General features: G+C 67.6%; 21 protein-coding genes and 3 pseudogenes. 12 read left to right on the top strand and 12 right to left on the bottom strand.

From position 1 onward, the window contains the following. Nucleotides 1-457 precede the first annotated feature (457 nt). Nucleotides 458-1495, bottom strand: coding sequence for an NUDIX hydrolase (locus OHT01_RS34880; protein ID WP_328557093.1), 1038 nt, complete (start codon nucleotides 1493-1495; stop codon nucleotides 458-460). A gap of 381 nt (nucleotides 1496-1876) precedes the next feature. Here OHT01_RS34880 and OHT01_RS34875 point away from each other — a divergent pair, with 381 nt between their 5' ends. Next, nucleotides 1877-2485 (top strand): helix-turn-helix domain-containing protein, encoded by a 609-nt coding sequence (locus OHT01_RS34875; RefSeq protein WP_328557092.1) that lies wholly within the window; start codon nucleotides 1877-1879, stop codon nucleotides 2483-2485. 9 nt (nucleotides 2486-2494) lie between these two features. Then, nucleotides 2495-2755: pseudogene (locus tag OHT01_RS40255) on the top strand (IS30 family transposase); the annotation flags it as partial. Nucleotides 2756-2760: 5 nt separating this feature from the next. On the opposite strand, the gene OHT01_RS34870 reads toward OHT01_RS40255, so the two are convergent. Further along, entirely contained in the window at nucleotides 2761-3174 is a 414-nt protein-coding gene (locus OHT01_RS34870; RefSeq protein ID WP_328557091.1) for a hypothetical protein, read from the bottom strand. A 127-nt stretch (nucleotides 3175-3301) separates the two neighbouring features. On the opposite strand from OHT01_RS34870, the gene OHT01_RS34865 reads away from it, so the two are divergent. Both OHT01_RS34865 and OHT01_RS34860 read left to right on the top strand, forming a co-directional pair. Next, nucleotides 3302-4444, top strand: a complete 1143-nt coding sequence (locus OHT01_RS34865) for a Fic family protein (protein ID WP_328557090.1) — start codon at nucleotides 3302-3304, stop codon at nucleotides 4442-4444. Between the two features lie 73 nt (nucleotides 4445-4517). Beyond that, nucleotides 4518-5363, top strand: coding sequence for an IS5 family transposase (locus OHT01_RS34860; protein ID WP_328557089.1), 846 nt, complete (start codon nucleotides 4518-4520; stop codon nucleotides 5361-5363). A gap of 314 nt (nucleotides 5364-5677) precedes the next feature. On the opposite strand, the gene OHT01_RS34855 is transcribed toward OHT01_RS34860, so the two are convergent. Further along, nucleotides 5678-6196, bottom strand: coding sequence for a hypothetical protein (locus OHT01_RS34855; protein ID WP_328557088.1), 519 nt, complete (start codon nucleotides 6194-6196; stop codon nucleotides 5678-5680). A 237-nt stretch (nucleotides 6197-6433) separates the two neighbouring features. On the opposite strand from OHT01_RS34855, the gene OHT01_RS34850 reads away from it, so the two are divergent. The 3 genes from OHT01_RS34850 to OHT01_RS34840 all read left to right on the top strand — a co-directional run bounded on the left by OHT01_RS34850 (nucleotide 6434) and on the right by OHT01_RS34840 (nucleotide 12228). Next, a complete protein-coding gene (locus OHT01_RS34850) occupies nucleotides 6434-7657 on the top strand; it encodes an IS701 family transposase (RefSeq protein WP_443043340.1) in 1224 nt (407 codons plus the stop codon). A 982-nt stretch (nucleotides 7658-8639) separates the two neighbouring features. Next, nucleotides 8640-9722 (top strand): PP2C family protein-serine/threonine phosphatase, encoded by a 1083-nt coding sequence (locus OHT01_RS34845; protein WP_328557087.1) that lies wholly within the window; start codon nucleotides 8640-8642, stop codon nucleotides 9720-9722. Nucleotides 9723-10005: 283 nt separating this feature from the next. Then, entirely contained in the window at nucleotides 10006-12228 is a 2223-nt protein-coding gene (locus tag OHT01_RS34840) for an MMPL family transporter (protein WP_328557086.1), read from the top strand. 710 nt (nucleotides 12229-12938) lie between these two features. On the opposite strand, the gene OHT01_RS34835 is transcribed toward OHT01_RS34840, so the two are convergent. Continuing rightward, entirely contained in the window at nucleotides 12939-13589 is a 651-nt protein-coding gene (locus OHT01_RS34835; RefSeq protein WP_328557085.1) for a response regulator transcription factor, read from the bottom strand. Beyond that, the gene (locus tag OHT01_RS34830; RefSeq protein WP_328557084.1) at nucleotides 13577-14731 is read right to left on the bottom strand and encodes a sensor histidine kinase; all 1155 of its coding nucleotides are present in this window, start codon (nucleotides 14729-14731) and stop codon (nucleotides 13577-13579) included. Before OHT01_RS34830 ends, OHT01_RS34835 begins: the two co-directional genes overlap by 13 nt. Nucleotides 14732-15364: 633 nt before the next feature. On the opposite strand from OHT01_RS34830, the gene OHT01_RS34825 reads away from it, so the two are divergent. Continuing rightward, the gene (locus tag OHT01_RS34825; protein ID WP_328557083.1) at nucleotides 15365-15700 is read left to right on the top strand and encodes a helix-turn-helix domain-containing protein; all 336 of its coding nucleotides are present in this window, start codon (nucleotides 15365-15367) and stop codon (nucleotides 15698-15700) included. A 125-nt stretch (nucleotides 15701-15825) separates the two neighbouring features. After that, entirely contained in the window at nucleotides 15826-16257 is a 432-nt protein-coding gene (locus OHT01_RS34820) for a transposase family protein (RefSeq protein ID WP_328558370.1), read from the top strand. Nucleotides 16258-16443: 186 nt separating this feature from the next. Here the strand turns inward: OHT01_RS34820 and OHT01_RS34815 are convergent, their stop codons facing one another. Together OHT01_RS34815 and OHT01_RS34810 are read right to left on the bottom strand one after the other, a co-directional pair. Next, entirely contained in the window at nucleotides 16444-17451 is a 1008-nt protein-coding gene (locus OHT01_RS34815) for a zinc-dependent alcohol dehydrogenase (protein ID WP_328557082.1), read from the bottom strand. A gap of 49 nt (nucleotides 17452-17500) precedes the next feature. Next, nucleotides 17501-17710: a hypothetical protein gene (locus OHT01_RS34810; protein ID WP_328557081.1), complete on the bottom strand. Its 210-nt coding sequence runs from the start codon at nucleotides 17708-17710 to the stop codon at nucleotides 17501-17503. 124 nt (nucleotides 17711-17834) lie between these two features. Here OHT01_RS34810 and OHT01_RS34805 point away from each other — a divergent pair, with 124 nt between their 5' ends. Beyond that, a complete protein-coding gene (locus OHT01_RS34805) occupies nucleotides 17835-18308 on the top strand; it encodes a hypothetical protein (protein WP_328557080.1) in 474 nt (157 codons plus the stop codon). After that, nucleotides 18308-18973, top strand: a complete 666-nt coding sequence (locus OHT01_RS34800; protein ID WP_328557079.1) for a hypothetical protein — start codon at nucleotides 18308-18310, stop codon at nucleotides 18971-18973. Before OHT01_RS34805 ends, OHT01_RS34800 begins: the two co-directional genes overlap by 1 nt. Here OHT01_RS34800 and OHT01_RS34795 read toward each other — a convergent pair. The 5 genes and pseudogenes from OHT01_RS34795 to OHT01_RS34780 all read right to left on the bottom strand — a co-directional run bounded on the left by OHT01_RS34795 (nucleotide 18952) and on the right by OHT01_RS34780 (nucleotide 23373). Continuing rightward, nucleotides 18952-20517, bottom strand: a complete 1566-nt coding sequence (locus tag OHT01_RS34795) for a restriction endonuclease (protein WP_328557078.1) — start codon at nucleotides 20515-20517, stop codon at nucleotides 18952-18954. The genes OHT01_RS34800 and OHT01_RS34795 overlap by 22 nt on opposite strands. Before the next feature lie 329 nt (nucleotides 20518-20846). After that, a pseudogene (locus tag OHT01_RS40250) lies at nucleotides 20847-21019 on the bottom strand (IS481 family transposase); the annotation flags it as partial. A gap of 119 nt (nucleotides 21020-21138) precedes the next feature. Beyond that, nucleotides 21139-21377: pseudogene (locus OHT01_RS40245) on the bottom strand (helix-turn-helix domain-containing protein); the annotation flags it as partial. Nucleotides 21378-21749: 372 nt separating this feature from the next. After that, nucleotides 21750-21947 carry a hypothetical protein gene (locus OHT01_RS34785; protein ID WP_328557077.1) on the bottom strand — a complete coding sequence of 66 codons (198 nt, stop codon included), beginning with the start codon at nucleotides 21945-21947 and terminating at the stop codon, nucleotides 21750-21752. A gap of 472 nt (nucleotides 21948-22419) precedes the next feature. Further along, entirely contained in the window at nucleotides 22420-23373 is a 954-nt protein-coding gene (locus OHT01_RS34780; RefSeq protein WP_328558369.1) for an ROK family protein, read from the bottom strand. Nucleotides 23374-23612: 239 nt separating this feature from the next. Here OHT01_RS34780 and OHT01_RS34775 point away from each other — a divergent pair, with 239 nt between their 5' ends. Next, nucleotides 23613-24695: a LacI family DNA-binding transcriptional regulator gene (locus OHT01_RS34775; RefSeq protein ID WP_328557076.1), complete on the top strand. Its 1083-nt coding sequence runs from the start codon at nucleotides 23613-23615 to the stop codon at nucleotides 24693-24695. Nucleotides 24696-24746 lie beyond the last annotated feature (51 nt).

Here is a 24746-nt window from a genome sequence, read left to right as displayed (position 1 = left end):
CGAGGCCCCTGCTCTCGCCGGTCCAGCGTCACGCCAGGCCGTAGGCCCCTGCTCTCTCCAGTCCAGCGCGAGACCGTAGGCCCTGTCCTGCTCTGTTCCGGCGCCCCGTCTGTTCCGGCGCTGCCCCGTCTGTTCCGGCGCCTCGTCTGCTCCAGTGGCCTGTCTGTTCCAGTGACCTGTCTGTTCCGGTGCCACCCCAGGCGTAGGGCCACGCCGTTGCTGGTCCAGCACCATGCCGTTGCTGGTCCAGCACCATGCTGTTGCTGGTCCAGATGTCAGACACGGGCCCTGCCGTCACCGTCCGGTCGTTCTGCGCCGCGCCGGACTGCCGTCGCGGCGATCGGCCCGGACGCGGGGGCCACGCGCGGCGCCGCCGGCTGCCTCAGGACCGACCGGCAGTCAGTACGCGCCCATGGTGCGGGCCGAGGCGCCCAGGCCGGACGGAGAACCCCGGGCGTCAGCCGAGCGGGATTCCGGCCTCCAGGTAGAGCGCCGAGCCGCGTTCGCGGGCACGCAGGGCCCAGCGGAGCCGTTCGTAGCGCACGGGCGGCAGCAGATCGGCCGCCTCCTGCTCGGTGACGAAGCGCCAGCCGCGCAGTTCCGGTCCGGGGAGCAGGAGCCCCCGGACGGCCTGTTCGTCGAGACGCCCGCCGTCGAACAGGAGCCGCAGACCGCCGTATCCCGGCGGCGCGGGTGACTCCCAGTCGATGACGAGGAGCGTGGGCACCTCGTCGAGCGTGATGCCGGTTTCCTCGGTGACCTCGCGCATACCGGCGCGGGCCGGGGCCTCGCCGGCCTCGACGACCCCGCCGGGGAACTCCCAGCCGGCCTTGTACGTCGGGTCGACGAGCAGGACACGGTCGTCCTCGTCGAAGAGGAGCACTCCGGCGGCGACCGTCTCGGCGGTGGGTTCCGGCGTCTGCACGATGGCGCACACGGGCGCCTCCCCGGTGCGTACGGCTTCGGCGACGCGCAGGGCGGTGTCGTACGGGCTGAGCGCGCTGGTGTCCACGGGGTGGGCGTCGGCGGTGAGCCAGGCGAGCGCGGCCCTGTAGGGCTCGATGTGGTCGTAGGACCACTGACGCACGCGCATCTCGCCGTCGGACAGCTCCGGGGGCACCTCGCGCCCGGCTATTCGCTCCCGCAGGATCGTTTCCGCCGGGGCGAGGAGCACATGGCGGACCGGAATCCGGCGTGCGGCGAGGCCGCCGAAGATCTCGTCGCGGTACTCCTGGCGCAGCAGCGTCATGGGGACGACGAGGACGCCGCCGAGCTCGGCGAGCAGGGCCGCCGCGGTGTCGACCACGAGCCGGCGCCAGATCGGCAGATCCTGGAAGTCGCCGACCTCGGCGAGGTGTTTCGCCGGGAGCAACTGCGTGAGTGTGCCTCCGACGACCTCGGGGTCGAAGAGCGTGCTGTTCGGGATCAGCTCGATCAGTTCCCGTGCGGTGGTGGTCTTCCCCGCACCGAACGCACCGTTGATCCAGAGGATCATTCGTACTCCAAGACTTCAAGGCCGCTGAACAGCGGCGGAGCCGCTTTCGCAAGGTCATCTGAGAGCGGCGCGGGAAAAGAAGGAGTCCACAGGCCCGCGCCCACTACTTCCTTCTCCCACACCCGCTGGAGGTACACCACAATCCGCTCCTCCATCGTGACCGTTACCTCACTGAGCGACTCTGTCGGGAATCTTCAACCGTCGGCTTACTTGCCTTGTCGCCACCAGCATTCCCAGCTGAGGTTGCGGGAGTCGAGGTAGGTCTGGAAGGCCGTGGGTAGCCTCAGGACTGATTCAAAGCCCTGGAGACTTAGATTCAACCGGTCAGAGCCACAGTTCTGGTTGAGGACGGTTTACGTGGCGAGAATGGGTCGGCCGGGCATGCCGGACGAGATGAAGGCCGATTTGTGGCGGCGGTGGAGAGCCGGGGAGTCGACCAGCGTCATCTCGAGGCAGATCGGTAAGCCGCCCGGCTCGGTGTTCACTGTCCTCAAGCATCACGGAGGGATCGCTCCCGGACCCCGCAAAGCGCGCGTCGGAAGCTTGACCGTGGGCGAGCGGGAGGAGATCTCGCGCGGGCTGTGTGCCGGAGAGTCCTACCGGGCCATCGCCGGCCTCCTGGGGCGTGCGGTGTCGACGATCAGCCGTGAAGTCAGCAACAACGGCGGACGCGATGTCTACCGGGCGATCGCCGCGCAGGAACGGGCACTTGACCGCGCCCAGCACCCGAAGCAGTGCCTGCTCGCCCGCAGGCCCGCACTGAGGCAGACGGTGCTGACCCCTCCGAAGGAGGAGTGGTCGCCGGAACAGATCGTCGGCCACCTGCGTCTGCATCACGGTGACGACCCGGCGATGGAGATCAGCCACGAGACGATCTACCGATCGGTCTACGCCACCCGATGGAAGGTGATCCCCCGCGAGCTGTGCAAGCGCCTGCGAACCGGCCGCCCGATCCGGAAGAACAAGCACCACACAGTGAAAGGGCAGTAGCGCTCACAGATCACCGATGCCCGACCGATCGAGGAGCGGCCCCAGGCGGCGGAGGACCGCAGCAAGTCCGGGCACCTGGAAGGCGATCTGGTGATCGGCTCGAACAACAGCCAGATCGCCACGCTGGTCGACCGGAAGTCGCGGTTCCTCACGGTCGTGAAACTCGCCAGCCGCCACACCATCGTGGTCGTTCCCGCTCTGACCGAGACCTACGAACGCATGGATCCCCGACTACGCAGCACGCTGACCTGGGATCGCGGCATGGAACTGGCAGCTCACAAACGGCTCACCGCCGACACCGGTGTCGACGGGTTCTTCGCAGCCCCTGGCAACGTGGCACCAACGAGAACACCAACAAGCTGCTCCGGCAGTACCTGCCCAAAGGCACGAACCTGTCGACGTTCAGCCAGGACGATCTTGACGCCATCGCGGCGAAGCTCAATATCTGTCCGCGCAAGCGCCTGGGATTCCGCACACCAGCCGAGAGCGTTGCCTTGACCGGTTGAATCTAAGGCCGCAGCCCTCAGGATCTCGTTGGCCCGCTTCAGCTCGGCGGTCTCCTTCTTCAGCGTCTTCATCGCCGCGGACTCTTCCGTGGTCGTCCCCGGACGCTGCCCGGAATCGATCTCGTCCCGCCTGAACCAGTTGCGCAGCGTCTCGGCGGAGCCGATGCCGAACTTCTGAGTCACCGCCCGCAACGCGGTAGCGGTGATCGGTGGCTTGTACGGCAGACGAACCTGCCTGCGTCTCTGCAGGTTGGCGTGGTCAGCGCTCTCGACTCCTACCGGAATGATAGGTGGCTGGTATCATTGAGTCATGCTGTATAAGACTCCCGCGCTCGACGCCGCGGACCTCAAGGTTCTGCACGAGGTGGACGGCCTGCGCGAGCGCCTGCGTGACGCGGTGCAGCAGGCGCCGATGAAGTGGGCTCAGGATCTGCGTAAGGCGTTGACCGCGAGCGCGATCGCGGCGTCGAACACGATCGAGGGCTATCAGGTTGACGCGAAGGACGTCGCCGACCTGATGGACGGGGAGCGTGAGGTCGACGCCAGCGAGGAGAACAAGGCGGAGACCCTTGCCTACCAGCAGGCGATGACGTACATCCAGTCCCTCCACGACGTCGCCGACTTCCGGTACAGCAAGGAACTCCTCAACGCGTTGCACTGGATGCTCCAGGGCCACCACCACCCGCTGCGCACCGCCGGGCAATGGCGTAAGACCCCGATCCGGATCACCGCGCCCGGTGACGAGCTCGCCACCGACTACGACGGACCCGACCAGGATCTCGTGCCCGGCCTGATGGCCGAGCTGGTGGACTGGCTTAATGACGGCGACACCGAAGCGCACGTCCTGATCCGGGCGGCGATGGCGCACCTGAACCTGGTGAAGATCCATCCGTGGTCCGACGGGAACGGCCGTATGTCCCGTTCCCTGCAGAACCTGCTGATTGCCCGCGGCGGCGTTCTCGCACCTGAGTTCTCCTCGATCGAGGAATGGCTCGGGATGCCCGGCAACACCTGGGAGTACTACAAGGTGCTCCGCGAGGTCGGTGGCCCTGTGTACTCGCCCGAACGCGACACCCTGCCCTGGATCAAGTTCAACCTGCGCGCCTACCACGAACAGGCGCAGCGGGTGCAGCACCGGGTCGACCGCTCGAACCAGGTCTGGATCGAGCTGATGGAGTACGCCGACACCAACGGGATCAGCGAGCGGCAAGTGACCGCCCTCCACGAGGTCGCGATGGTGGGCCGGGTACGCCGCTCGCGCTACGAGCGGCAGGAAGCGATCAACACCCAGCAGGCAACCCGGGACCTGCAGGCCCTCACGAAGGCCGACGTCCTCACCGCGATCGGGCAGACGAAGGGCCGCCACTACGTCGCCGGCCCCCGCTTCCCGCAGAACGTCATGGCGACCTCACGCCGACCGCACCGCATCATCAACCCCTACGCCACCGCATAGAGGGCGTCTGAAAAGCCTGTCAGCGGGGCAAGTTGCCTGGTAGCGGGGTGGCGTCGCACTTTCGGGGGCTAGAGTGTGCGGGCTGCGTACCCGTTACTCGACGGATCTTTCTGATCCGGAGTGGGAGATCCTGCGTCCGCTGGTTCCGGCGGTCAGGCCCGGTGGCCGGCCGGCGAAACACACGCGGCGGGAGATCCTCAACGCGCTGGCGTACTGGCTGCGGGCCGGCTGCGCCTGGAGACTGCTGCCGCATGACCTGCCAGCGTGGCAGACCGTCTACCACTACTGGCGGCGATGGCAGCAAGAAGGCGTGTGGGAGCGGATGTTGACGTCGCTGCGCGAACGCGAGCGGGTGCAGCTCGGCCGTGATCCCACTCCCAGCGCCGCCATCGTGGACAGCCAGAGCGTGCGGGCCAGTGAACGCGGTGGCCTGCACGGGTACGACGGCGGCAAGAAGGTCAGCGGCGTCAAGCGCCACTTGCTCGTTGACACTCGGGGCACTGTCCTGGTCACCTGCGTGAGCCCGGCCAGCATCGGCGACCGCGATGGCGCCGCGGTCCTGTTCTCCCGGGCTGCCGATGCCTTTCCGCGTCTGCGGCACGTGTGGGCGGACCAGGGCTACCGCGGCGCCGAGTTCCGCACCTGGGCCCGGGAAGCCACCGGCATCACCGTGGAGGTGGTGCAGCGCCGCGATGGCGGGTTCCGCTCAACCTGGGCTCGGGTGCAAGAGCCGCCTCCGGCATTGCCCACCTTCGCGGTGGTGCCGCGGCGTTGGGTAGTAGAGCGGACATTCGCCTGGCTGGGACGGTGCCGCCGCCTGTCAAAGGACTACGAATACCTGCGTGTCTGCTCGGAGAACGCCATCTACCTCTCCATGGCCATGCTCCTCGTGCGCCGCCTCGCAAGACCAGCCCGCTGACAAGCTTTTCAGACGCCCTCTAGCCGGACCCGGATCGTCTGGCAGTACCAACCCGTCCCGGCGTTGTCGGGGTTGCTTACCGCTCGGCTCGGCATCCCCCGAACCGAACTGCCCCCAGCTTCAACCGGATTGCTACGACAACCCGGTGGTGAAGGTCTCTCACTTCACTCGATTCCATGGCGCCTCGTGGCGCACCTACCCGCTATGACAAACGCGGCTACGTGTTCCTCGGTACCGTCACTGCCGCAAGCCTGATCATCTGGCTCCGTGCCTGATCGCCGGGCGGACGGGTGTTCGTGCCCAGCCGTCCAGGATCAGAAGATGGCCCAGGCTTCCCTCGGCAACTGGTGATAGACGTCATCCATAACATCGGCGGCCAAGAAGACGGGGCGCGTGAGCAAAAGATCGCCGGCTCGCTGCACGCAGAGCGCCACCCCAAGAGTCAGCGATCCGGGCTCCGCGCCTGGCAGATAGAAGAGTTCCGTGAACGGTTCCCGGCTTTCCGCACGATCGAACAGCCACTGTTCCAGCTCGGAGGGAACCTGGCCGACCAAGGCCGTCTCGTCCGCATGGACTTGCGGTCCCCGACGCGCATCGATCGAGACTCCACGCAAACCCTCAGCCGCGAAGTAGAGTTTCAGACCCACTTCGGAGTAGGTGTGGCACACGACGTCCCAGCGAGGGTAATGCCGGCGCGCGGCCGCAGGGACGCCGCCGAGTGCAGCGAACGCCTCGTCGGAAGTCATTCCAAACCGCAGTGGACCCACGCTTACGAACGGATCGAAGATCCACTGCTGTCGTTCGCTGTCCGACAAGCCGTCCCACAGGCTCATGAGCCGCAGCCTACGACGAAGCGTTCGGCCAGGCCCCAGACCCCCGACTCAGCGCAATCGCATGATCGGCCGGACAGCTCCTAATACTCCAGCAGGATTTCGCTGTCTGACCTGGTCTTTCGCCGGGTGGCGGGAGTGTAGCGGGACTTCGGTCGTGCGGGGGCGGTCTCACGGAGACCGCCCCTCGATCATGTGACAACGCTGCAGGTAGTGACAGCGGCGGGGCAGCCTCCGAGGGTGATCACCGAGTATGCCGCCGCGCAGTGGGACCTCGAACTGGACGATCTCTTCCTGACTATCGGGCACCGCTTCGGCCGAGTCGAGCTTCGTCGCCGCATGCGCGACTACGTACGTGGGCTGCTCGCCCCGGTGGCCCGCAAGAACAGCTGGCAGTTGGCCGAGCAGGCTGGCCACCGCACGCCCGACGGCCTGCAGCACCTCCTCGCCGGAGCGAAGTGGGAGCCCGATGACATTCGCGACGACCTGCAGGAATACGTCGCCGACAAGCTCGGCGAGAACGACGGCGTGCTGATCATCGACGACACCGGGTTCATCAAGAAGGGCAGTACCTCCGCCGGGGTCCAGCGCCAGTACTCCGGAACCGCCGGCCGCACCGAGAACTGTCAGATCGGCGTCTTCGGCGCCTACGCCTCGGCCCGTGGCCGGGCTCTGGTCGACCGTGAGCTCTACCTCCCGAAGTCGTGGACCGAGGACCGGGAACGCTGCCGCACCGCAAGGGTCCCCGACGAGCGGGAGTTCGCCACCAAGGGCGAACTGGCCCGGCATATGGTGCTGCGGGCCCTCGCCTCACCGCTGCCCATCGCGTGGGTCACCGCGGATTCCGCCTACGGTCAGGACAACCGATTCCGTCGGCTGCTGGAACAGTCGGGTGTCGGCTACGTGCTGGCTGTGCCCAAGTCGCAGTTCAGCGTGGGCTGTTCACGGATCGAGGGTCTGTTCGCGCAGGCCCCGGACGAGGCGTGGGAGAAGATCTCATGCGGCAACGGCGCGAAGGGGCCCCGCGTCTACCACTGGGCAGCAGTACGGCTGCCGGCCGTCGCCGAGTTCGACTATCAGGGCGAGGTCCCCCATCGAATGCGATGGGCACTGGCCCGGCGCAGCATCAGCAAGCCCGACGAGATCGCCTACTACCTCGCCTACGCACCGCTTCAGGTCACCGTCCAGGAGCTGGTGCGGGTCGCCGGCACACGCTGGGCGATCGAGGAGTGCTTCCAGGCCGCGAAGAACGAATGTGGCCTGGACCAGTACGAAGTCCGCCGCTACGTGGGCTGGTATCGGCACATCACTTTGGCCATGCTGGCGCACGCCTTCCTGTCCGCCACGGCATACCAGCCCTGGGAAAAGGGGGCGGAACAGGTGAGACAACCGGGGCCGTCGGGCTCACAGTGGCGGAGGTTCGGCGACTCCTGGCAGCTTGTCGTGCCCGACCCCCGCACCTGAGCGGACACCGCGGACGACACCACGCGCTGAGCTGGTCGAACTGGCGCCGCCGACGCCAAGCAGTCGCCCGCCGCTGTCACTACCTGCGGCGTTGTCGCACGATCGAGGGGCGGTCTCCGTGAGACCGCCCCCGCACGACCGAAGTCCCGCTACACTCCCGCCACCCGGCGAAAGACCAGGTCAGACAGCGAAATCCTGCTGGAGTACTAATCGCACCCCTCGCACGGGTGAGGGCTTGCCGGAAGCGTCGTTCCGCTCTGCTGGGTGTGCGATCAGCCAGCAGACCGCGGGCGGCTCCGAAGGCGGTCAGGGTAGCGGTGGCCGTCGCCGGCACACCGTGGGGAGAGAGCCCGTTGAGGGTTGCCATAGCGAGGTTGGCCTGCGGCGTGCCCCACAGGACGGTCCGCTTGGATGTCAGCGCCTTGATCCTCGGCAGGCGGGAAACCTGCGCGCCTGCCGTCACGGAAAGCGCTGCCCCGGCCCAGGCCACTACGGTGCCGAGCGACCCGCTGCACAGATGTCCGGCCATGCCGAGCGCAGAACCGACCGCCAGGACCAGACACACCACAGACTTGCCCAGCCACGTGGTGGGTGCAGGAAGGACGGCGGAGGCCGCATCAGCGGCTCTCTCTCCGACTCGGCAGGAACGACTCATTTGACCAGAATGGGGCCCGACAGCCTGCCGTACACGGGTGCCGCCTCCCGTGTACAAGGTGTAGCCAGGTCCACCGCCGCGCAGACTGGCCTGGGGCATTCTTGAACGCGGCACGTCCAGGGGCTCAGCCATGAATGGGGCGCGGCAGGGCGTGCAGGCTGCGGTACTGCGCCCGCGTCTCACGGACGTGAGCACGCCGATCCGGCTGTCACCGCGACGGAGAGCATCCTCGTGACCACTATGGGTCCAGTGGAGTGCCGGCGGACGCCCGTCGGCACCCTTCTCGAACCCGCAGCGTAAGTCCGACCAGCAGGGAGACACCCGATCATGGCCGACTCCGTAACGCTGGGCGGCCGAGCGCCTTTGATCTGGACAGTGCTACTGACCGTCCTGGTGATGTGCATCGGGCCGACCCTGGGGTACGCGCCCGAGTTCGCGGGATTCCTGGTCTTCCTGCCGGCGGCGGCAGCGGGCGTATGCACGGTGCGGCAGACCATGTGGATCTCGCTATGGACCGCTTTCGTGACGATCTGCACCGTCATCGTTGAGCCCTCCGCAGGCCTGGCCGCCTCCCTGGCACTGGCCGCCTTGTCCATCGGGTTCGGGGCCTTCTCTGTGTACCTGTGCGGCTGGAGACTGCGCCACGTCGAAACCGCGGTCCGTCTGCAGAAGGCGGCGGACGCGATGCAGAGGCACCTTCTGCGTTCTCTGCCCATACATGTCGGCGACACGGTCCTGGCAGGGGTGCACAAGGCTCTCGGCGACGACGTCATGACCGGCGGCGATGTCTACGACATGGTGGATAGCGCGCACGGGGTACGCGTGATGATCGCGGATGTTCAAGGCAAGGGACTCGGCGCCCTGGGGGCTGCGGTCGCTGTGGTCACCGCCTTCCGCGAGGCCGCCCACACAGAGGCTTCCTTGGTCGACGTCGCCGAAGCCATGGAACAGGCGGTCGAGCTCCAGAACAGCTACGCCATCCAGACAGGGGAGTCCGAGCGTTTCGTCACCGCCGTGGTCCTGAGCCTTGGTCCTGACCGGAACATGAGCATGGTCAACTGTGGCCACCCTCTGCCGTACCTGGTTGGCGCTGAAGGCGTCCGGCGCGTCGACGCTGGCCCGGCCGATGTCCCGCTCGGCCTCGGATCTCTCAGCGGCCCGCGCACCACCACCCGCTTCCCTCTGGACCACGGCCAGCAGCTCGTGCTCTTCAGCGACGGCCTGGACGAGGGCCGGTCCCGTGACGGCACCTTCTTCCCGCTGCGGGAGCACTTGACGCAGCTGCGCAGCACCCCTGCCGACGACCTCGGACGACGCCTGTGGGAGCAGCTCCAGGAGTTCACCGGCCACCGGCAGCAGGACGACACCACCGTGCTGACTTTGTGCAGGGATGAGCGCAGAAGCATCTGACGTCCGCCGCGCGCATACGCCTGGACTGCCGGTCAGCCAGCGGTTACGGAACGTTGCCCACGGACGTAAGCCGACGTCGTTCTTCCGCATGGTGAATTGATGGTGAAGCGGGCTACACCATCAATTCGGGAGAGCACTCCCTCGTGTCCATGAGCAGCTCACGAAAGGGTTGAAGCACGAGTTCCCCGGGCTGCGGACCTCCCCGGAAAATGAGGAGAGTCACGCAGCGCGACGGTTCTTGGCACTTTTATCTTGTTCCGCTGCTGTGGAGGCTCTCCTCGTTATGGCAACGCTTCTCTATCACCTCGGCCGCATGGCCTTTCGGTGGCGCTGGTTTGTCACCCTGTTGTGGGTGGCCATCCTGGGCCTAGCTGGTTTCGCCTCGACGAAGGCGGCACCGGCCGCTGACGAGGGCTTCACGATGCCGGGTATCGAATCTCAGAAGGCCTTCGACCTGCTGGACCAGCGCTTCCCCGGATCTGCCGCCGACGGGGCGAGTGCCAGGATTGTATTCGTCGCGCCCCACGGCCAGAAGATCACTGCCTCGCAGAACAAGGCGGCTGTCGAGCAGCTGTTTGATGGGGCCGGTCGCGGCTCCCAGGCAGCCAGCAGCGTTGATCCCTTCGAAGCGAAGGCCGTCAGCAAGGACGCCTCCACGGCGTATGCGACGGTCACCTTCAAGGTGACGGCAGCCAATCTCACCGATGCCAGCAAGAATCATCTGGAGCGCTCTCTCGACGAAATACGGGACAAGGGCCTGACCGTCGAGGTTGGCGGGGATGCGCTGGCGACCCAGCCGGCTGCTGGCGGAGCGTCCGAGGCGATCGGTATCGCCATCGCCGCCGTCGTGCTGCTGATCACCTTCGGATCGCTGGCGGCAGCCGGGCTCCCGCTGCTTACAGCGATCTTGGGCATCGGCATCAGCATGACCACGATCAAGGTCTTGGCCGATACGTTCAACCTGTCGAACACCACCGGAACACTGGCCACCATGCTCGGCCTGGCCTGCGGTATCGACTACGCCCTGTTCGTCGTCTCCCGCTACCGCGAGGAGCGTGGCAAAGGCCATGAACCGCGCGAGGCCGCCGGTCTTGCCGCCGGGACAGCCGGATCGGCAGTCGTCTTCGCCGGCCTGACCGTTGTGATTGCTCTCGCGGGACTGTCCGTCGTGGGAATCCCGGTGCTCACCAAGATGGGCCTCGCCGCCGCTGGTGCGGTTGTCATCGCGGTCCTCATCTCCGTGACGCTGGTTCCGGCCTTCCTCGGGTTCTGGCCGAACGCGGTGCTCTCGCGCGGCATCAGAACGGGCCGTAAGCGCAGCCTGCGCAAAAAGGAACACAACGCCGGCTCTCGTTGGGCGAGTCTCGTCATGCGTCACCCGCTGCCCGTTCTCCTCCTGGGTGTCGTTGGCTTGGGCGCGATCGCCGCTCCCGCCCTGAATCTCCAGCTCGGCATGCCAGGCGATGAGGCCAAGTCGACCTCGACCACCGAGCGACGCGCCTACGACGACCTCGCCAAGGGGTTCGGGCCGGGCTTCAACGGCCCCCTCACGATCGTGGTGGACGCCAAGAGCACCGAGAACCCCAAGGCCGCAGTGGCGACGATCGCCCAGGACATTGCCGACACCGACGGAGTCGTCTCCGTTTCGGCGCCTCGGTTCAACGCGGTCGGGAACACCGCAGTGTTCTCCGCCACGCCTGCCACCAGCCCCACGAACGCGAAGACCCAGGACCTCGTCAAGACCATCCGCGATGAGAGGGCCGGCATCGAGTCAAAGGCCGATGCAACCTTCGAGGTCACCGGCAAAACCGCACTGAACATCGACGTTGCCGAGAAGGTCCAGGCCTCGCTGATCCCCTACCTGGTGGTCGTGGTAGGCCTGGCGATCGTCCTGCTGCTGGTGGTCTTCCGCTCCCTCCTGGTTCCGCTGAAGGCAGCGGCTGGCTTCCTGCTCTCGGTACTCGCCGCTCTGGGCGCCGTGGTAGCCGTGTTCCAGCAAGGGCACGGAGCCAGCCTGCTCGGAATCGAGTCGACCGGCCCGATCATGAGCATGATGCCCATCTTCCTGGTGGGCATCGTCTTCGGCCTGGCGATGGACTACGAGGTCTTCCTCGTCTCTCGGATCAGAGAGGCCTACGTCCACGGCGACCAGCCCCAGCAGGCAGTGGTCAGCGGGTTCAAGCACAGCGCCCGGGTCGTCATAGCGGCCGCGCTGATCATGATGGCGGTGTTCTCCGGCTTCATCGGAGCCGACGGATCAATGATCAAGATGATCGGCTTCGGACTGGCCATCGCCGTCCTTTTCGATGCCTTCATCGTCCGCATGGCGATCGTGCCGGCCGTCCTCGCCCTCCTCGGTAACAAGGCCTGGTACCTGCCACGCTGGCTGAACCGGCTCCTGCCGAACATCGACGTGGAAGGCGAGAAGCTCAGCCACAAGGTGCCGGCACCCGCCGACCCGGATCCGATCGACGAGTCTGCTCTGCAGCCTGTTCCGATGCGCTGATCCCACGACGAGCCGGTCCAACGCGTGGCTGCTTCCGTGAGGCAGCCACGCCACAGACTGGGCCGCAATTCGCGGGCCGCGTCCCGAATGCGCCGACTCCCGTGGGGACGAGGAATCGGCGCTCCTCCGGCCCGGCGGCCGAGTTCCCCCGACTCGCCGCCGGGCCGGAGCTGTACAGCGCGGCCACACAGGCCACCGGCAACAAACGAGATTGCGGCCCGCTACACCTCGTCGGAGAGGGACGCTTTCTCGCCCGTCTGAGCGGTCCGGCAGCGGCCTGCAGGTTGATCGCTGCAAAATATGCGACCGGGGCGGGCCGACGGTCGGTGGGGCGTGTGATCACACGTTGGGGCTCGCCCTGCACGAGCAGCGCAGCGCAGCCATGTCTTCGCTGGCGCGCAACCATCGCAACCTCTGCTGTCCAGCTTCGACGCTGAGTCTCGATCCCACAGCCAGGGACTGATCGACGGGCCGCCGACCGAAAGGTCCCGCCGAGCAGTCGGAAGATCAAGTCGGGACGTGACCGGACGGGCATGCCAGGGCTCCGGCGAGCAGCCTGTCCATTCGGCTGGCCGCCTCGTCCTTTGTGGCATAGTCGCCTGATGATCAAGGGCAAGGACGGGCCGGCTCCGCGCGGCGCATCCGCCACGCTCATCAGGTCTCTCCACCGAGTCGCCTCAGCGGGACGCGGATCGCCCCCGGACAGGTCCTTAAGCCTGGGGGGCGTTCAGGTAGGCAAGCACGGCGAGGACTCGGCGATGCCCACTGTCACTGGGTGGCAGGCCGAGTTTCAAGAAGACGTTGCCGATGTGCTTGCTGACCGAGCGCTCGGTGACGACCAGCATCTGAGCGATGGTGCTGTTGTCGTGGCCCTCGGCCATCAGTTTGAGCACTTCGCGCTCTCGTGGGGTGAGCGTGTCCACCGGCGTGTCGTGACGTCGGGTCATCAACTCGGTGACGACCTCGGGGTCGAGTGCGGTGCCGCCGGCGGCAACTCGCTCCAGGGCATCGAGGAACTCATCGACTCGGCCCACTCTGTCCTTCAGCAGGTAGCCAACGCCGCCGGCTCCCCCGCCGAGCAGCTCGGACGCATAGGACTCCTCGACGTACTGCGACAGCACGAGCACGGGCAGGCCTGGAATCTGCTCGCGTGCCTCACGTGCAGCGCGCAGTCCTTCGTCGCGGAAGTCCGGCGGCATCCGGACATCGAGTACGGCGACGTCCGGACGCTGTTCGAGCAGTGCGGGAAGGACTTCAGGCCCGCTGCTGGCCACGGCGACCACATCATGGCCGGCTGATCTGAGCAGCAGCACGATGCCTTCTCTGAGCAGGGCATTGTCTTCGGCAATCACCACACGCAAGGCAACTCCACTGCAATGGTGGTCGGTCCCCCGACTGGGCTGGTCACGGTTACTGCGCCGTCGAGCGCTGCGACACGTCGGCGTATGCCGAGCAATCCAGTGCCGCCGTTCTCGTCAGCGCCGCCGAGGCCCTCGTCCCGGATGACGACCCGCAGTCCAGTGCGCAGACGCTCCAAGTGGACCCAGGCGTTCGGGGCTCCACTGTACTTGGCGGCGTTGGTGAGGGCCTCGGCCACGACGAAGTACGCCGCCGCCTCCACCGCAGCGGGGGCCCGGGTGCCCGGGTCCTCCAAGCCGTCCACTTCCACGGTCACGTCGAGGCCGCTGCCTGCGGCCAGCGCCCGCACGGCGCCCACCAGGCCCCGATCCGTCAGGATCGGGGGGTGGATGCCACGCACAACGTGCCGCAACTGGCTCAGCGCCTCCTCAGCCAGATCCTGCGCGTCCTCAAGTAGCCGGCGGCCTGCCGCGGGGTCGGTGGCGTAGGCCCGTTTGGCCAGCCCGATCCGCATCGAAAGGGACACCAGCTGGGCCTGAGTGCCGTCGTGGAGATCTCGTTCAATGCGCCGCAGCTCTGCGCCGTGCGCAGCGATGGCACCCGCCCGCGTCTGGGTCAGCTCCTCCACCCGTACTGCCAGCTGGGCCTTCGACGACGCGGTGAGCAGAGCAGTGGACCAACGGGCATCGAGATCGGCGAGGCCTGTGATCAGCGGCAGGACGATCGCCCGTTGACGCAGCACCCCGCACCACACGCCGTCGATGAGCAGACCGAGCACCCACAGTGGCACCGTCAGGAAGACGAGCAGGCTGTAGAGGTACTGGGCGCCCAGCCAGCGCAGGTCGGCATGCGTGCTGGGGTCGCGGACCGCAGCGCTGAAACGCGCGCGCACGGTGCCGGTCAGTGGCGTGTAAGCCTCCGGGATCTGCCGGCCCGTCCAGGCTGCCACCTGTTTCCGCTTCGCCCCGGCGATCCGCCTGATCAGGACCACCGTCTCGGGCAGCATCCACGCCCCGACCACCACGATCGTGGCGACGGCCGTAATCACCAGCACAGTCACGAAAAGATAGAGGCCGAAGGCCATCGCCGCGGCCACGGCCAGGTAGCCGGTAGCCCGAGCGGCCTGCCGCGTCGCTTTCCACATGCTGCCAACGCTAGGCGAACCAGAGCCCGTGCACGGTGTAGAGGTCTCCCCCATTGGGGTGTAGCAAGCTCCCCGTCTGCCCCTGTGGTCCCACCAGAGCGGCAGACAGTCGGCACCTTCGATCCGGCCTCCCGGGCAGCGGGAGCAGGCCGGCGCGGCGCGGCCCGACGTTCGGGGGGGGCGCTGGACCACGTCGTTCCTCACGGTCCCGTGCGCACGCTTGTGATCGGTGCATTCCCGCAACACGGCTGTCGGTAGCTGTGACAAGATCCCGCCACCGTCGCAAGGGCTGGTGGGAGCAGGACTACCCGTGCGGCGCCAGCACACAGGCGCTTCAGCGGGGCCTGCGGCCTGCCCGTCACCTGTCGCAGGGCTCCCTTCGCGACTTGCTGGAGAGGCGGCAGCGAGATTGTCGCTGTGTCCGGCTCAGATCCCAACTCCTACGCGGTGTCTGTAAGCACGTGAGTCGCCAAACACGTGCTTACAAACACGTCCCCAGTCCCCGGCACCTCTGGGCCGCTTTGCAGGGTGGTCGCCTGGAGGCTAACGACCTCGTGCACGGTTGGCCGTGGCTCGGCGCCCAGGTAGCTCGTTGAACTGAGCATGATGGGGGCTGGGGCATGTGAGTTGATCGTGGCGGAGTACCGGATCACCGGGTTGTCGTCGATAGTGATCGCTGAACTCGTCGCTGAGGTAGGGCCGTTGTGGCACGAACAGCATCAGGCACGGCCGCGGCGACGAGCTGTAGGAGCCGGGGCGAAGCACAGGTTCGTCTTCGTCGACCGACTGCTGGCCACCTTGGTGAGTCTGCGTCATGGCACCACTCATGACGTGCTGGTCTGCTGGTTCGGCGTGGACCGCTCCACCATCACGCGCGCCATCGGCGAGGTGCGGCCCCTGCTCGCGCAGCGGGGCTGCACCGTCGCGCCGGACGTCCGGCTGCGTTCCCTCGCCGAGGTCGTCGAGTAGCTGGGCGCCGACGGTCGGACCGGGATCATCGACGGCACGGAGATCCGGGTGCGACGCCCGGCCGAGGCCGCAAGGACCGGGACAAATTCGTCTCTGGCAAGACCAAGCAGAACGCGGTGAAGTCCATGGTCTTCACGGACGCCCAGGGGCGCGTGCTGTTCTGCAGCCCGGTTCAGCCCGGCAGCTGCGCCGACATCACCCAGGCCCGACAGCTGGGACTGGCCCAACTCCTGGCCGACGGATCTTTCATGGAGATCCTCGCGGACGCCGGCTATCAGGGCATGGGAGCGCAGACGGGCGGACGCGTGGTGACGCCGCCCCATCGCAAGTTCAAAAAGAACGCTCCCGCCTGGTACGAGGAGCGGCACGAACAGCAACGCAAGGCGCACTCCTCCCGGCGCATCCGCGTCGAGCACGGCATTGCACACCTGAAGAACTGGCGGGCTCTCGCCCGCCACCTTGGCCGACGCGAACACATGAGTGACATCGTCCAAGCTGTCGCCGGTCCGCTCTCACACCAGCAGACCTCCACCCTCGGCCAAGCCCCTCGAACGTGAACACCGACAACACCACATACCTCGACGCGCCGCAGCCAACCGTGCACGAGGTCGTTAGTCGAAGGGGGCCGCCTCGCCCCGCGGGTGTCCCGCTGACACCCACCAGGCGAGGTTCTCTCCGGCCGCCGAGCTCGGCGGGTTGCACACCCTCGCTGGCGGCGGTCTGGCGAGCCGAGCGGATCGGAGTCAGTACTTGATGACGACGTTCAGGGCGTTGTGGGTGTCGCTGGCGGTGGTGATGGCATCGACGATCCGCTGCTGCTGGAATTCATGGGTGATGATCGATTCGATGTCGAACGCACCACTTTCCATGATGTGCAGGACGGTGCTGACGTCGTCGGGCGTGTAGCCGCCGGAGCCGACGAGGGACTGGTGGGCGTAGGCGAGCGTGGAGAGATTGACGGGAACGGGGTTGGCGTGGACACCGACCACGACCATGCGGCTGTGGATCTTGCCGAGGTCCTGGTAAGTGCCGACGAGCGCGTCCACGCCGGTGGCTTCTACGTAGATATCGACGTCGGCAGTGGTGCCCTTCAGCGCCCGGGCCTCGCCGAATACCTCAATGGCCCTGGCCTTGAGGTCTTCCCTGCCGGAGTTGCAAGTGGCGAAGCCGAGTTCTGCTGCCTTGCCCAGACGGAAGTCCGACAGGTCGACGACCATCACGGCGCCGCAGCCGAGGTGCTTCAGGGCGATGGCCGCGCCGATACCGATGGTGCCGGCACCGAAAACGATGGCAGTCTCACCTTCCTTCGGGGCGGCTCGGCGAGCGGCATGAGTGGCCACCGTGAAGGGCTCGACGAGCACGGCGGTCTTGGTCGGGATGGAGTCGGGCAGGGGGTAGACCTGCTTTCCGACCTCGCAGTCGGGGACGAGTATGTACTCGGAGAAGCCACCAAGCGTGCCAGCCCTCGACGAGTCGCCGGCCGCGAGGATCGGATAGGGGTAGACACGGTCGCCGACTTCGAGACCCGTGACGTCGGCTCCCTTGGCCGCGACCTCCGAGATCATTTCATGGCCGAACTCGCTGCCGGGAGTAATGCGATGGGCACGCGGCCCGAAGTGGTAGACGGAGATGTCGGAGCCGCACACACTGGCGTAGAGGTTGCGCAGGAGTACGTCGGTGGGGCCGCACTCGGGGGTGGGCAGCTCGATGACGTCGATGTCCATCTGTCCGTTGTAGACAGCAGCCTTCATGATTCCTTATTTCCTTCTTGGTCTGTTCCGGCTCTTTGAACTACTCGGTTCAGGCGCAGGCGGCCCGCGAGACCCGCTCGCTCCGGCGCTTCTGCCAGAGCAGGCCGAATCCGGCCTTCACCGAGACCAGCCCCATTCCGATGGCGGCGGTGATTCCCTGAGTCCCGTCGACGGTGAAGGGGACGATCATGGCGACCACCAGGTTGAAGAGGAAGAGAAACCAGAGGGTCGGCTTGGCCAGGAGGAACTTCTTCATCATCGACTCCGCATTCGGTGGTTCGGAAAGCTGGCACCACCAATAATTCCGGGACCAACGTCGCGCACCCAGGGCCCGCACTCCCCGATCGATGGTGTAGCCCACTGCACCATCAAGCCGTCATCCCATGACCTCCCCGACACTTCACGTCGCCCCGGTCTCGGAGATCCGAGCAGGTCAGATCAGAGATCGAGGCACGACGGCGCCACCACAGCACGATCAGCGTGGCTTCCATGCCCCGGTCCGCGAGACCCGCGCCGACCTCGTCCAGGTCGGCGGGGAGTCGTACGCGAACTACAAGACGCGCGTGGCCATCGCCTTGCTCCTGCTGTGGCCCAAGCGGGAGGAACAGCGCTCGTCCTTCTGGCGGCCGGACCGGCACATGAGCATGGTCGCCGAAGCCTCCGTCCGCCACTGGACCATGGCCTTCAAAGCCGTCCAGGAGGGCCACACCCTCATCGCCCTGCGCAAGGCCGACGCCGCGATTTTCTGGACCCCCGACGAGACCCCGCCCGACACGTACCGGATTGGGACCGGGTTCGGCGAAGTGAAGGCCAAGTTCCTCCAGGCCGGCGAGTTCATCCCCGAAGGTGACGACTGATGGCCGGACCCACAGGCCGCGGCAACTCCCTCGGCGCCGCACTCAACGACCTCCTGCGCGCCCAGGTCACCCCACGCCACCGGCTGTCCACCTACCACGCCAAGCACTGGCACGCCCAGCTCAGCCAGCTCACCGGAACCCACCGCGGCTACGAGGCCCTGGAGAGCGCCGGCCTCGACGTCCGGCCCGACACCCTGATCAAGTGGCTGTCGGATCCCGAGTACAACGTCCGCCGCAGCTATCGCGACCTCATCCACACCGCGTACGAGAACGTCGCCATCGTCCCCGCCGAACCCCTCCCCGACCTCGTCAAGAACGGCCAGTTCGAGATCAGTGGCAAGGTCAAAACCGGCAACGACGAACGCGAACGCGGCACCCGCCGCGGCTTCCGTCAATGCGCAGCGGTGCGGCACAGGCGGTTCTTCAGGCGATGGCGGGGGCGACCGCCTTGGCGTGGCGGGGGTCGTGGCCAGCGCCCGACAACTGGGACGGTGTGGTGCAGCAGGGGCGGCGCACATGGGTGGCGTACACGGCGTACCGGGACGGCATCGAGGTGTACGAGATGGGCTGGACCGGATGACGGTCCCGGCCGCCCGTACCCACTCTGTTCACGGCCACGCCCGACGCGTCCGGACTGTTCCGCCTATGCCAGCAAAGGCCCCTGAACCGAAACTTCCCGAACCTGGTCGGTGAAGTACCCGGCTCTGGCCCGCCCGACAGCCGGTCGCTGCTCGTCGTTGTCCTCGGACTCCCACCACTCGGCGACAATGCGCAGCGCGTGGGCGTCTGAGGTCCTAGCCCGCTCGTACGACCACAGTTCGTAGCGCTCCTGCGGCTTGCTGAGGGGATGGTACGAGCGCAGGTTGCATACGATCACGCCTGTGCGGTCCAGGTCGCTTGCCAGATCGTCGGGCGGCTGGAGGTCAGTACCGTAGAAGGGATTCGCCGCCAGGAGGCCGACGACCCAGTCTTCCTCGTCCCAGCGTTGATCGGCGGGCTCGATGATGTACCCCAGCACTTGCAGCGGGATGCGGCCGTCGAATCGATCTCGGGTGACTGACCGTTCGACCAGCGGACGGAAGTAGCCGCGGCTGGGGACGTCGCACTGCCGGTAGAGCTGCTGCAGCGAGCCAGGGTCCAGCGGTATTCCGATGAGCTGGAAGGAGACATTGCAGCGCATGACGTGGCGCGTTTCTTCTGCGGAGATGCTGCCTGACACGGTGTAGAAACCGCCGTCACAAACTTCAAAGTAGACGAACTCCTCGCTGTGGTGGGGATCCTCAAGCTCACTGGTCCGTTCTTCCCAGTTCCTGAGGGCCTCGGCAAAGCCATCGGCGCCACAGCCATGCCAGTTCCGACCATGCTGCTGGATGCTCCACTGACTCCGCTCTCCCATCCACCCCAGTTCGTTCAGCGCGTCAAGGAGGCGGAGGAGGCCAGGCTGGCCCCATGCGGTGACTGGCATATCCAGGCACACGCCGCTTCCCGCAGCCGGCACCCAGTCGACATCGGGCAGGTCGAGGCAGAAGACCCCGGGGCTGAACCCTCCTGCTCCGTAGAACCATGGCACCGTGTCCCCGCTGCCGTTGAGCAGCCTGTAGCGGCTTGTAGGCAGCTTCCCTGCCTTCTGGCCCGAACTGCGGGCGGCTTTCTCGGCCTCACGCTCCTTTTCGCCGCGATGGACACGCCCGCGGACAACGAGTTCATCGTGCTTCAGGCGAAGAAGGCGGTCCAACTCCTGCGGGTCCCGCAACGCAAGAAGGATGTCCACCTCGTCGAAAACGAGGACCAGGCCGTCCCTGCGAAGATCGGTGATCCTCTTGTCTGCCGGCTCAGTGATCCCGGCCATCGTGAACAGTAGGCCCACGACAGTGCCGTCGTGATCGCGCAGGCGGCTGCGGACCGCGTCGATGTCGTTCGTTCCGGCGGGGTAATTTTTCCACTTCGCTTCGACGAGGTAGCGGTGATTGTGGGAGACGACCGCCAAATCGGTCTGCCGGGGGCCGGCCATCCTCGGATTGCGAGTGGCGTGGAAGTGGGCTTGCCGAAACATGCGTTCCAGCAGTTCTTCCAGTTTGTAACCACGCCGCTGCGGATTGGGGAGCGCCCGGAGCGCGTGGAGGTCCTGAAGCAGCTCCGACCCATGCCAGGGCTTGATCTCGGGGCCGTCGTCCGCCGCATCAGGGCGTTCCTCTTTATGGAGGGTCATACCCGGTCATCCTTGCCTACATCTGCGACTCTGTTGCGCAATTCCGGGACGTCTCCGCAGAGTGGAGTGCGACCTGCGACAACTCGGTGATCGGTGCGGCCTCCCCAGTCGGTTTCTGCTGTCCGGCCGAATTGCGCAGCAAAGTCGTGGTCGCCACGGGAGGCGTCTTCGGTTTCAGATTGCAGTGTTCGGCTGCGGCAGGTCGCGCTTTCACACTGTGCTGTGGGCATGGGCGATACCCGGCTGGAACCTGTCGTGCTGTCGGAGGCCGAGCGGCCGACGCTTCAGAACTGGGCCAGGCGCCGCTCGACCGCGCAGGGGGCGTATCCAGTGCCGGTCCTGTTGCGGCGCCCTGGGCCCGGCCCACAACTTTGTGGCCGCCGCCGTCGGGGATGCGGCCGAGCTTCTTGACGTCGAGGTGGACCAGCTTGCCGGGTCGGCTGCGTTCGTAGCGGCGGACCGGCTCGCCGGTGGCCCGGTCGCAGGCTGCCAGGGCGGGCAGGTGGTGCCAGACGAGGATGCGGTGGGCCGCGGACGCGGCGACGCCGCACCGAGCCACCAGCTTCACCGGGCCGATCCGGTGCTCGCGTCGCAGCCGCACGACCTGCTGCTTGTCCGCGGCAGACGCCCGGCGGTGCTGGCGTGAGGGCGGCTGGAGCGTTCCTGCATGCCGCCTCGCCGTGCCGTCGGTACCGATTCGCCCAGCGGGCGGCGGTGGTGCGGCTGACCTGGAAACGTTCTGCGGCCCGCCGCAACGGCCGGCCGCCCTCGACGACACAGCGTGCCAGACGCAACCTGCCGGTCTGCGTCAGCGGGGCATTACGGTGGGAGACGAGTGCCTCCTGCGGTCGGGTGTAGATGTCGCAATCCACACCGACCCCAGAAGGCCCTCGCCTGTCCAAGCACCCAGCACGCGTGCCACCAACGTCCCGGGGCAGCACAGCCAGCGCCGTGGCTCGCTCCGTGCCTCCGTGGGAGACGAATGGGAGAACGATCTTGCCCACCAGAGCTAAGTAAAGCTAGGTTCCTGGAGGGCGTTCCAGCAGGAAAGCCGCTGACCAGCGACTTTCCAGGTTGAACCGTTGATCCAGACGATCACGATTCCCCCTCTTCTGTTGGCCCCCTGAGGCTTGCCCGCTCCACCCTGCCATGGAAACCAGCCGCTGATGAGGGCGCCGACAAGGCGGCGCCGGGACTCCGTGGTGGGTACACCGGCACCGCGCGACGATCCTTCAGCCGTTCTGGCCGCCGAGGGCGCTCTCGTCGAGTGCCAGGTTGTCGCTGCCGACGGCGTGGTCGACCGAGCTGAGCGTGTCGTGGGCGTTCAGATCCTTCAGGGAGTCCTCGCTCAGGGCATGGGACGGGGTGATCGCCGCGACGACGAACCCGGTGGCGAGGGAGGCGATGGCGAGCATGCTGCGCTTCTTCATGCCCGGATCAACTACGGAGTGCGGACGGAGTCACGGGTGGACCAGCCACCTTCGTCCGACCCGTCGCCTTCGCCCGACCAGCCACCTTCATCCGACCCGCCGCCTTCGTTCGACCCGGCGTCTTCGCCCGACCAGCCACCTTCATCCGACCCGCCGCCTTCGTCCGACCGCCACGGACCCGACCCGGCGCACCGGTCCCGAGCCCCCCACTGGCCCCACCCGATACACGGGTTCATACGCACCACCCGCCCCATGCGGCACACAGGGTCCGACCCGTCGCAGGACCCACCCCGCACACCGATCCCGACATCGCGCCCCAGCTCATTCGGCCCGTCCAGGAGACCAGCACCACCTGCCCGACCGGGCCCCGCCCGACACCGACCGTTCGAGCGGGCCACGGGCCGGGCACTTCCGGATTGCCCCGGACCTCCCGGCAGGGGGCACCTGCCCGCCCCGGGCCGGGACCGGCCGATCAGACGCCGGCCGCGGAGGCGTGGGCCTTTCGGGTGAGGGCGGCCGCGGCCGCGCCGACCAGTCCGGCGTCCGTGCCCATGAGCGCGGGCGCCACCGCGAGCCGCTGGACGAAGGACAGCGTCGCGTAGTCCGCCAGGGCCCGGCGCAGCGGTGCGAACAGCACGTCGCCCGCCTTCGCCACTCCCCCGCCGATCACGGCGATGTCGATCTCGACGAGCGTCGCGGTCGCCGCGATGCCCGCCGCGAGAGCCTGCGCGGCCCGTTCGAAGGAGGCCACGGCGACCGGGTCGCCCGCGCGGGCCGCAGCGGCCACCGCGGCGGCCGAGGTGTCGCCGTCGGGGCCGGGCCGCCAGCCGCCCTCCAGGGCGCGGCGGGCGATGTTCGGACCGCTGGCGATGCGCTCCACGCAGCCCCGGGAGCCGCAGGGGCAGGGATCGCCGTCCAGGTCGACACTGATGTGCCCGATGTGGCCCGCGTTGCCGGTGGGACCGGCATGGAGCTGTCCGTTCAGGACCAGCCCGCCGCCCACGCCGGTGGACACCACCATGCAGAGCGCGTTGTCGTGTCCCCGGGCAGCGCCCTGCCAGTGCTCGGCCGCCGTGATGGCCACACCGTCACCGATCAGCTCGACCGGCAGTCCGCCGGCGGCCTCGGCGGCCCGCTCGACGAGCGGGTAGCCGCGCCAGCCGGGTACGTTCACCGGGCTCACCGTGCCGGCGGAGGCGTCCACCGGGCCCGCACTGCCGATACCGAGGGCCCCGGCCCTGCTCCACAGCGGGGAGACCGTCAGCTCGCCGATGACCTCCTCGACGGCACGCATCACGGTGTCGCCGTCCTCCCGCGCGGGCGTCGCGCGCTGCGCGCGGAGGAGGATCCGGCCGTGGCCGTCCACCAGCGCTCCGGCGATCTTGGTGCCGCCGATGTCGAGCGCGGCCACGAGGTCGGTGTGCATCAGAGTCAGGTCTCCCATGGGGTGTCGTGACGGGCCCGCCGCGCCGCGGGTCCCGGGTCCCCGGCCGGGAACTTGGGCAGGATCGGGCCCTGTCGTACGCCGCGCGGGGGGCGCCGACGGACCACGGGGACCGTGCGCCCTGGGGAAGGCGCAGGCCGGAGATTGCGGTGGACAGTGTCTCCCGCATCTGACAACGTTGTCCAGGCTCTATGCTCGTCGCCACATCCTCATACAACCCCATGGACCTACGCATCCCCGTGGACGACAGGACAGGACAGCACATCGTGGCCGAGACCGCCCGCCGATCCGAGACCCGCTACGGAAACCGTCCGACCATGAAGGACGTGGCGGCGCGGGCGGGAGTAGGTCTGAAGACGGTCTCCCGTGTGGTCAACGCCGAGCCCGGGGTGACCCCCGACACCGAGCGGCGCGTCCAGGAGGCCATCGAGGCGCTGGGCTTCCGCCGCAACGACAGCGCCCGGGTACTGCGCAAGGGCCGTACCGCGAGCATCGGGCTGGTGCTGGAGGATCTGGCGGACCCGTTCTACGGGCCGCTGAGCCGTGCGGTCGAGGAGGTGGCCCGCGCGCACGGGGCGCTGCTGATCAACGGTTCCAGCGCGGAGGACCCGGACCGCGAGCAGGAGCTGGTCCTCGCCCTGTGCGCGCGCCGGGTGGACGGCCTGGTGGTGATCCCGGCCGGCGACGACCATCGTTATCTGGAGCCGGAGATCAAGGCCGGAGTCGCCACGGTCTTCGTGGACCGCCCGGCCGGGAGGATCGATGCCGACGTCGTCCTGTCGGACAGCTTCGGCGGCGCCCGGGACGGTGTCGCCCACCTCATCGCCCACGGCCACCGCCGGATCGGTTTCATCGGCGACATGCCGCGCATCCACACCGCCGCCGAGCGGCTGCGCGGCTACCGGGCCGCCATGGAGGACGCCGGGATACCGGTCGAGGACGACTGGATGTCCCTGGGCGTCACCGATCCGCAGCGGGTGCGCAAGGCGGCCGAGAACATGCTCTCCGGCCCCTCGCCCGTCACCGCGGTCTTCGCCGGCAACAACCGTGTCACCGTCACCGTCGTCCGTGTCATCGCCGAGCGCGGACGCCCCGTCGCGCTCGTAGGCTTCGACGACATCGAGCTCGCCGACCTCCTGGAGCCCGGTGTCACCGTCGTCGCGCAGGACGCCGCGGCCCTCGGACGTACCGCCGCCGAGCGCCTCTTCCGCCAGCTCGACGGGAATCTCATCGCCCCGGAACGCATCGAACTCCCGACCCGGCTGATCACCCGTGGCTCGGGGGAACTGCCGCCGTCGCACTGAGCCCCGGCCGCACCGGCGCCCCGCCCGGGGCGCCGGTCCTCACCGAGGCTC

It is taken from the genome of Streptomyces sp. NBC_00358 (assembly GCF_036099295.1).
Lineage (GTDB): Bacteria > Actinomycetota > Actinomycetes > Streptomycetales > Streptomycetaceae > Streptomyces.
Note: the sequence above shows the minus strand (reverse complement) of the source record. Positions and strands in the feature narration are given on the sequence as shown.

What these genes read in the sequence shown, in the direction of transcription:
- OHT01_RS34775 (WP_328557076.1), top strand. Translation starts at nt 23,613, where the DNA reads ATGGACCTACGCATCCCCGTGGACGACAGGACAGGACAGCACATCGTG.
- OHT01_RS34820 (WP_328558370.1), top strand. Translation starts at nt 15,826, where the DNA reads ATGGTCTTCACGGACGCCCAGGGGCGCGTGCTGTTCTGCAGCCCGGTT.
- OHT01_RS34785 (WP_328557077.1), bottom strand. Translation starts at nt 21,947, where the DNA reads ATGAAGAAGCGCAGCATGCTCGCCATCGCCTCCCTCGCCACCGGGTTC.
- OHT01_RS34855 (WP_328557088.1), bottom strand. Translation starts at nt 6,196, where the DNA reads ATGAGCCTGTGGGACGGCTTGTCGGACAGCGAACGACAGCAGTGGATC.
- OHT01_RS34795 (WP_328557078.1), bottom strand. Translation starts at nt 20,517, where the DNA reads ATGACCCTCCATAAAGAGGAACGCCCTGATGCGGCGGACGACGGCCCC.
- OHT01_RS34845 (WP_328557087.1), top strand. Translation starts at nt 8,640, where the DNA reads ATGGCCGACTCCGTAACGCTGGGCGGCCGAGCGCCTTTGATCTGGACA.
- OHT01_RS34875 (WP_328557092.1), top strand. Translation starts at nt 1,877, where the DNA reads ATGCCGGACGAGATGAAGGCCGATTTGTGGCGGCGGTGGAGAGCCGGG.
- OHT01_RS34810 (WP_328557081.1), bottom strand. Translation starts at nt 17,710, where the DNA reads ATGATGAAGAAGTTCCTCCTGGCCAAGCCGACCCTCTGGTTTCTCTTC.
- OHT01_RS34800 (WP_328557079.1), top strand. Translation starts at nt 18,308, where the DNA reads ATGGCCGGACCCACAGGCCGCGGCAACTCCCTCGGCGCCGCACTCAAC.
- OHT01_RS34830 (WP_328557084.1), bottom strand. Translation starts at nt 14,731, where the DNA reads ATGTGGAAAGCGACGCGGCAGGCCGCTCGGGCTACCGGCTACCTGGCC.
- OHT01_RS34780 (WP_328558369.1), bottom strand. Translation starts at nt 23,373, where the DNA reads ATGCACACCGACCTCGTGGCCGCGCTCGACATCGGCGGCACCAAGATC.
- OHT01_RS34805 (WP_328557080.1), top strand. Translation starts at nt 17,835, where the DNA reads ATGACCTCCCCGACACTTCACGTCGCCCCGGTCTCGGAGATCCGAGCA.
- OHT01_RS34880 (WP_328557093.1), bottom strand. Translation starts at nt 1,495, where the DNA reads ATGATCCTCTGGATCAACGGTGCGTTCGGTGCGGGGAAGACCACCACC.
- OHT01_RS34815 (WP_328557082.1), bottom strand. Translation starts at nt 17,451, where the DNA reads ATGAAGGCTGCTGTCTACAACGGACAGATGGACATCGACGTCATCGAG.
- OHT01_RS34865 (WP_328557090.1), top strand. Translation starts at nt 3,302, where the DNA reads ATGCTGTATAAGACTCCCGCGCTCGACGCCGCGGACCTCAAGGTTCTG.
- OHT01_RS34840 (WP_328557086.1), top strand. Translation starts at nt 10,006, where the DNA reads ATGGCAACGCTTCTCTATCACCTCGGCCGCATGGCCTTTCGGTGGCGC.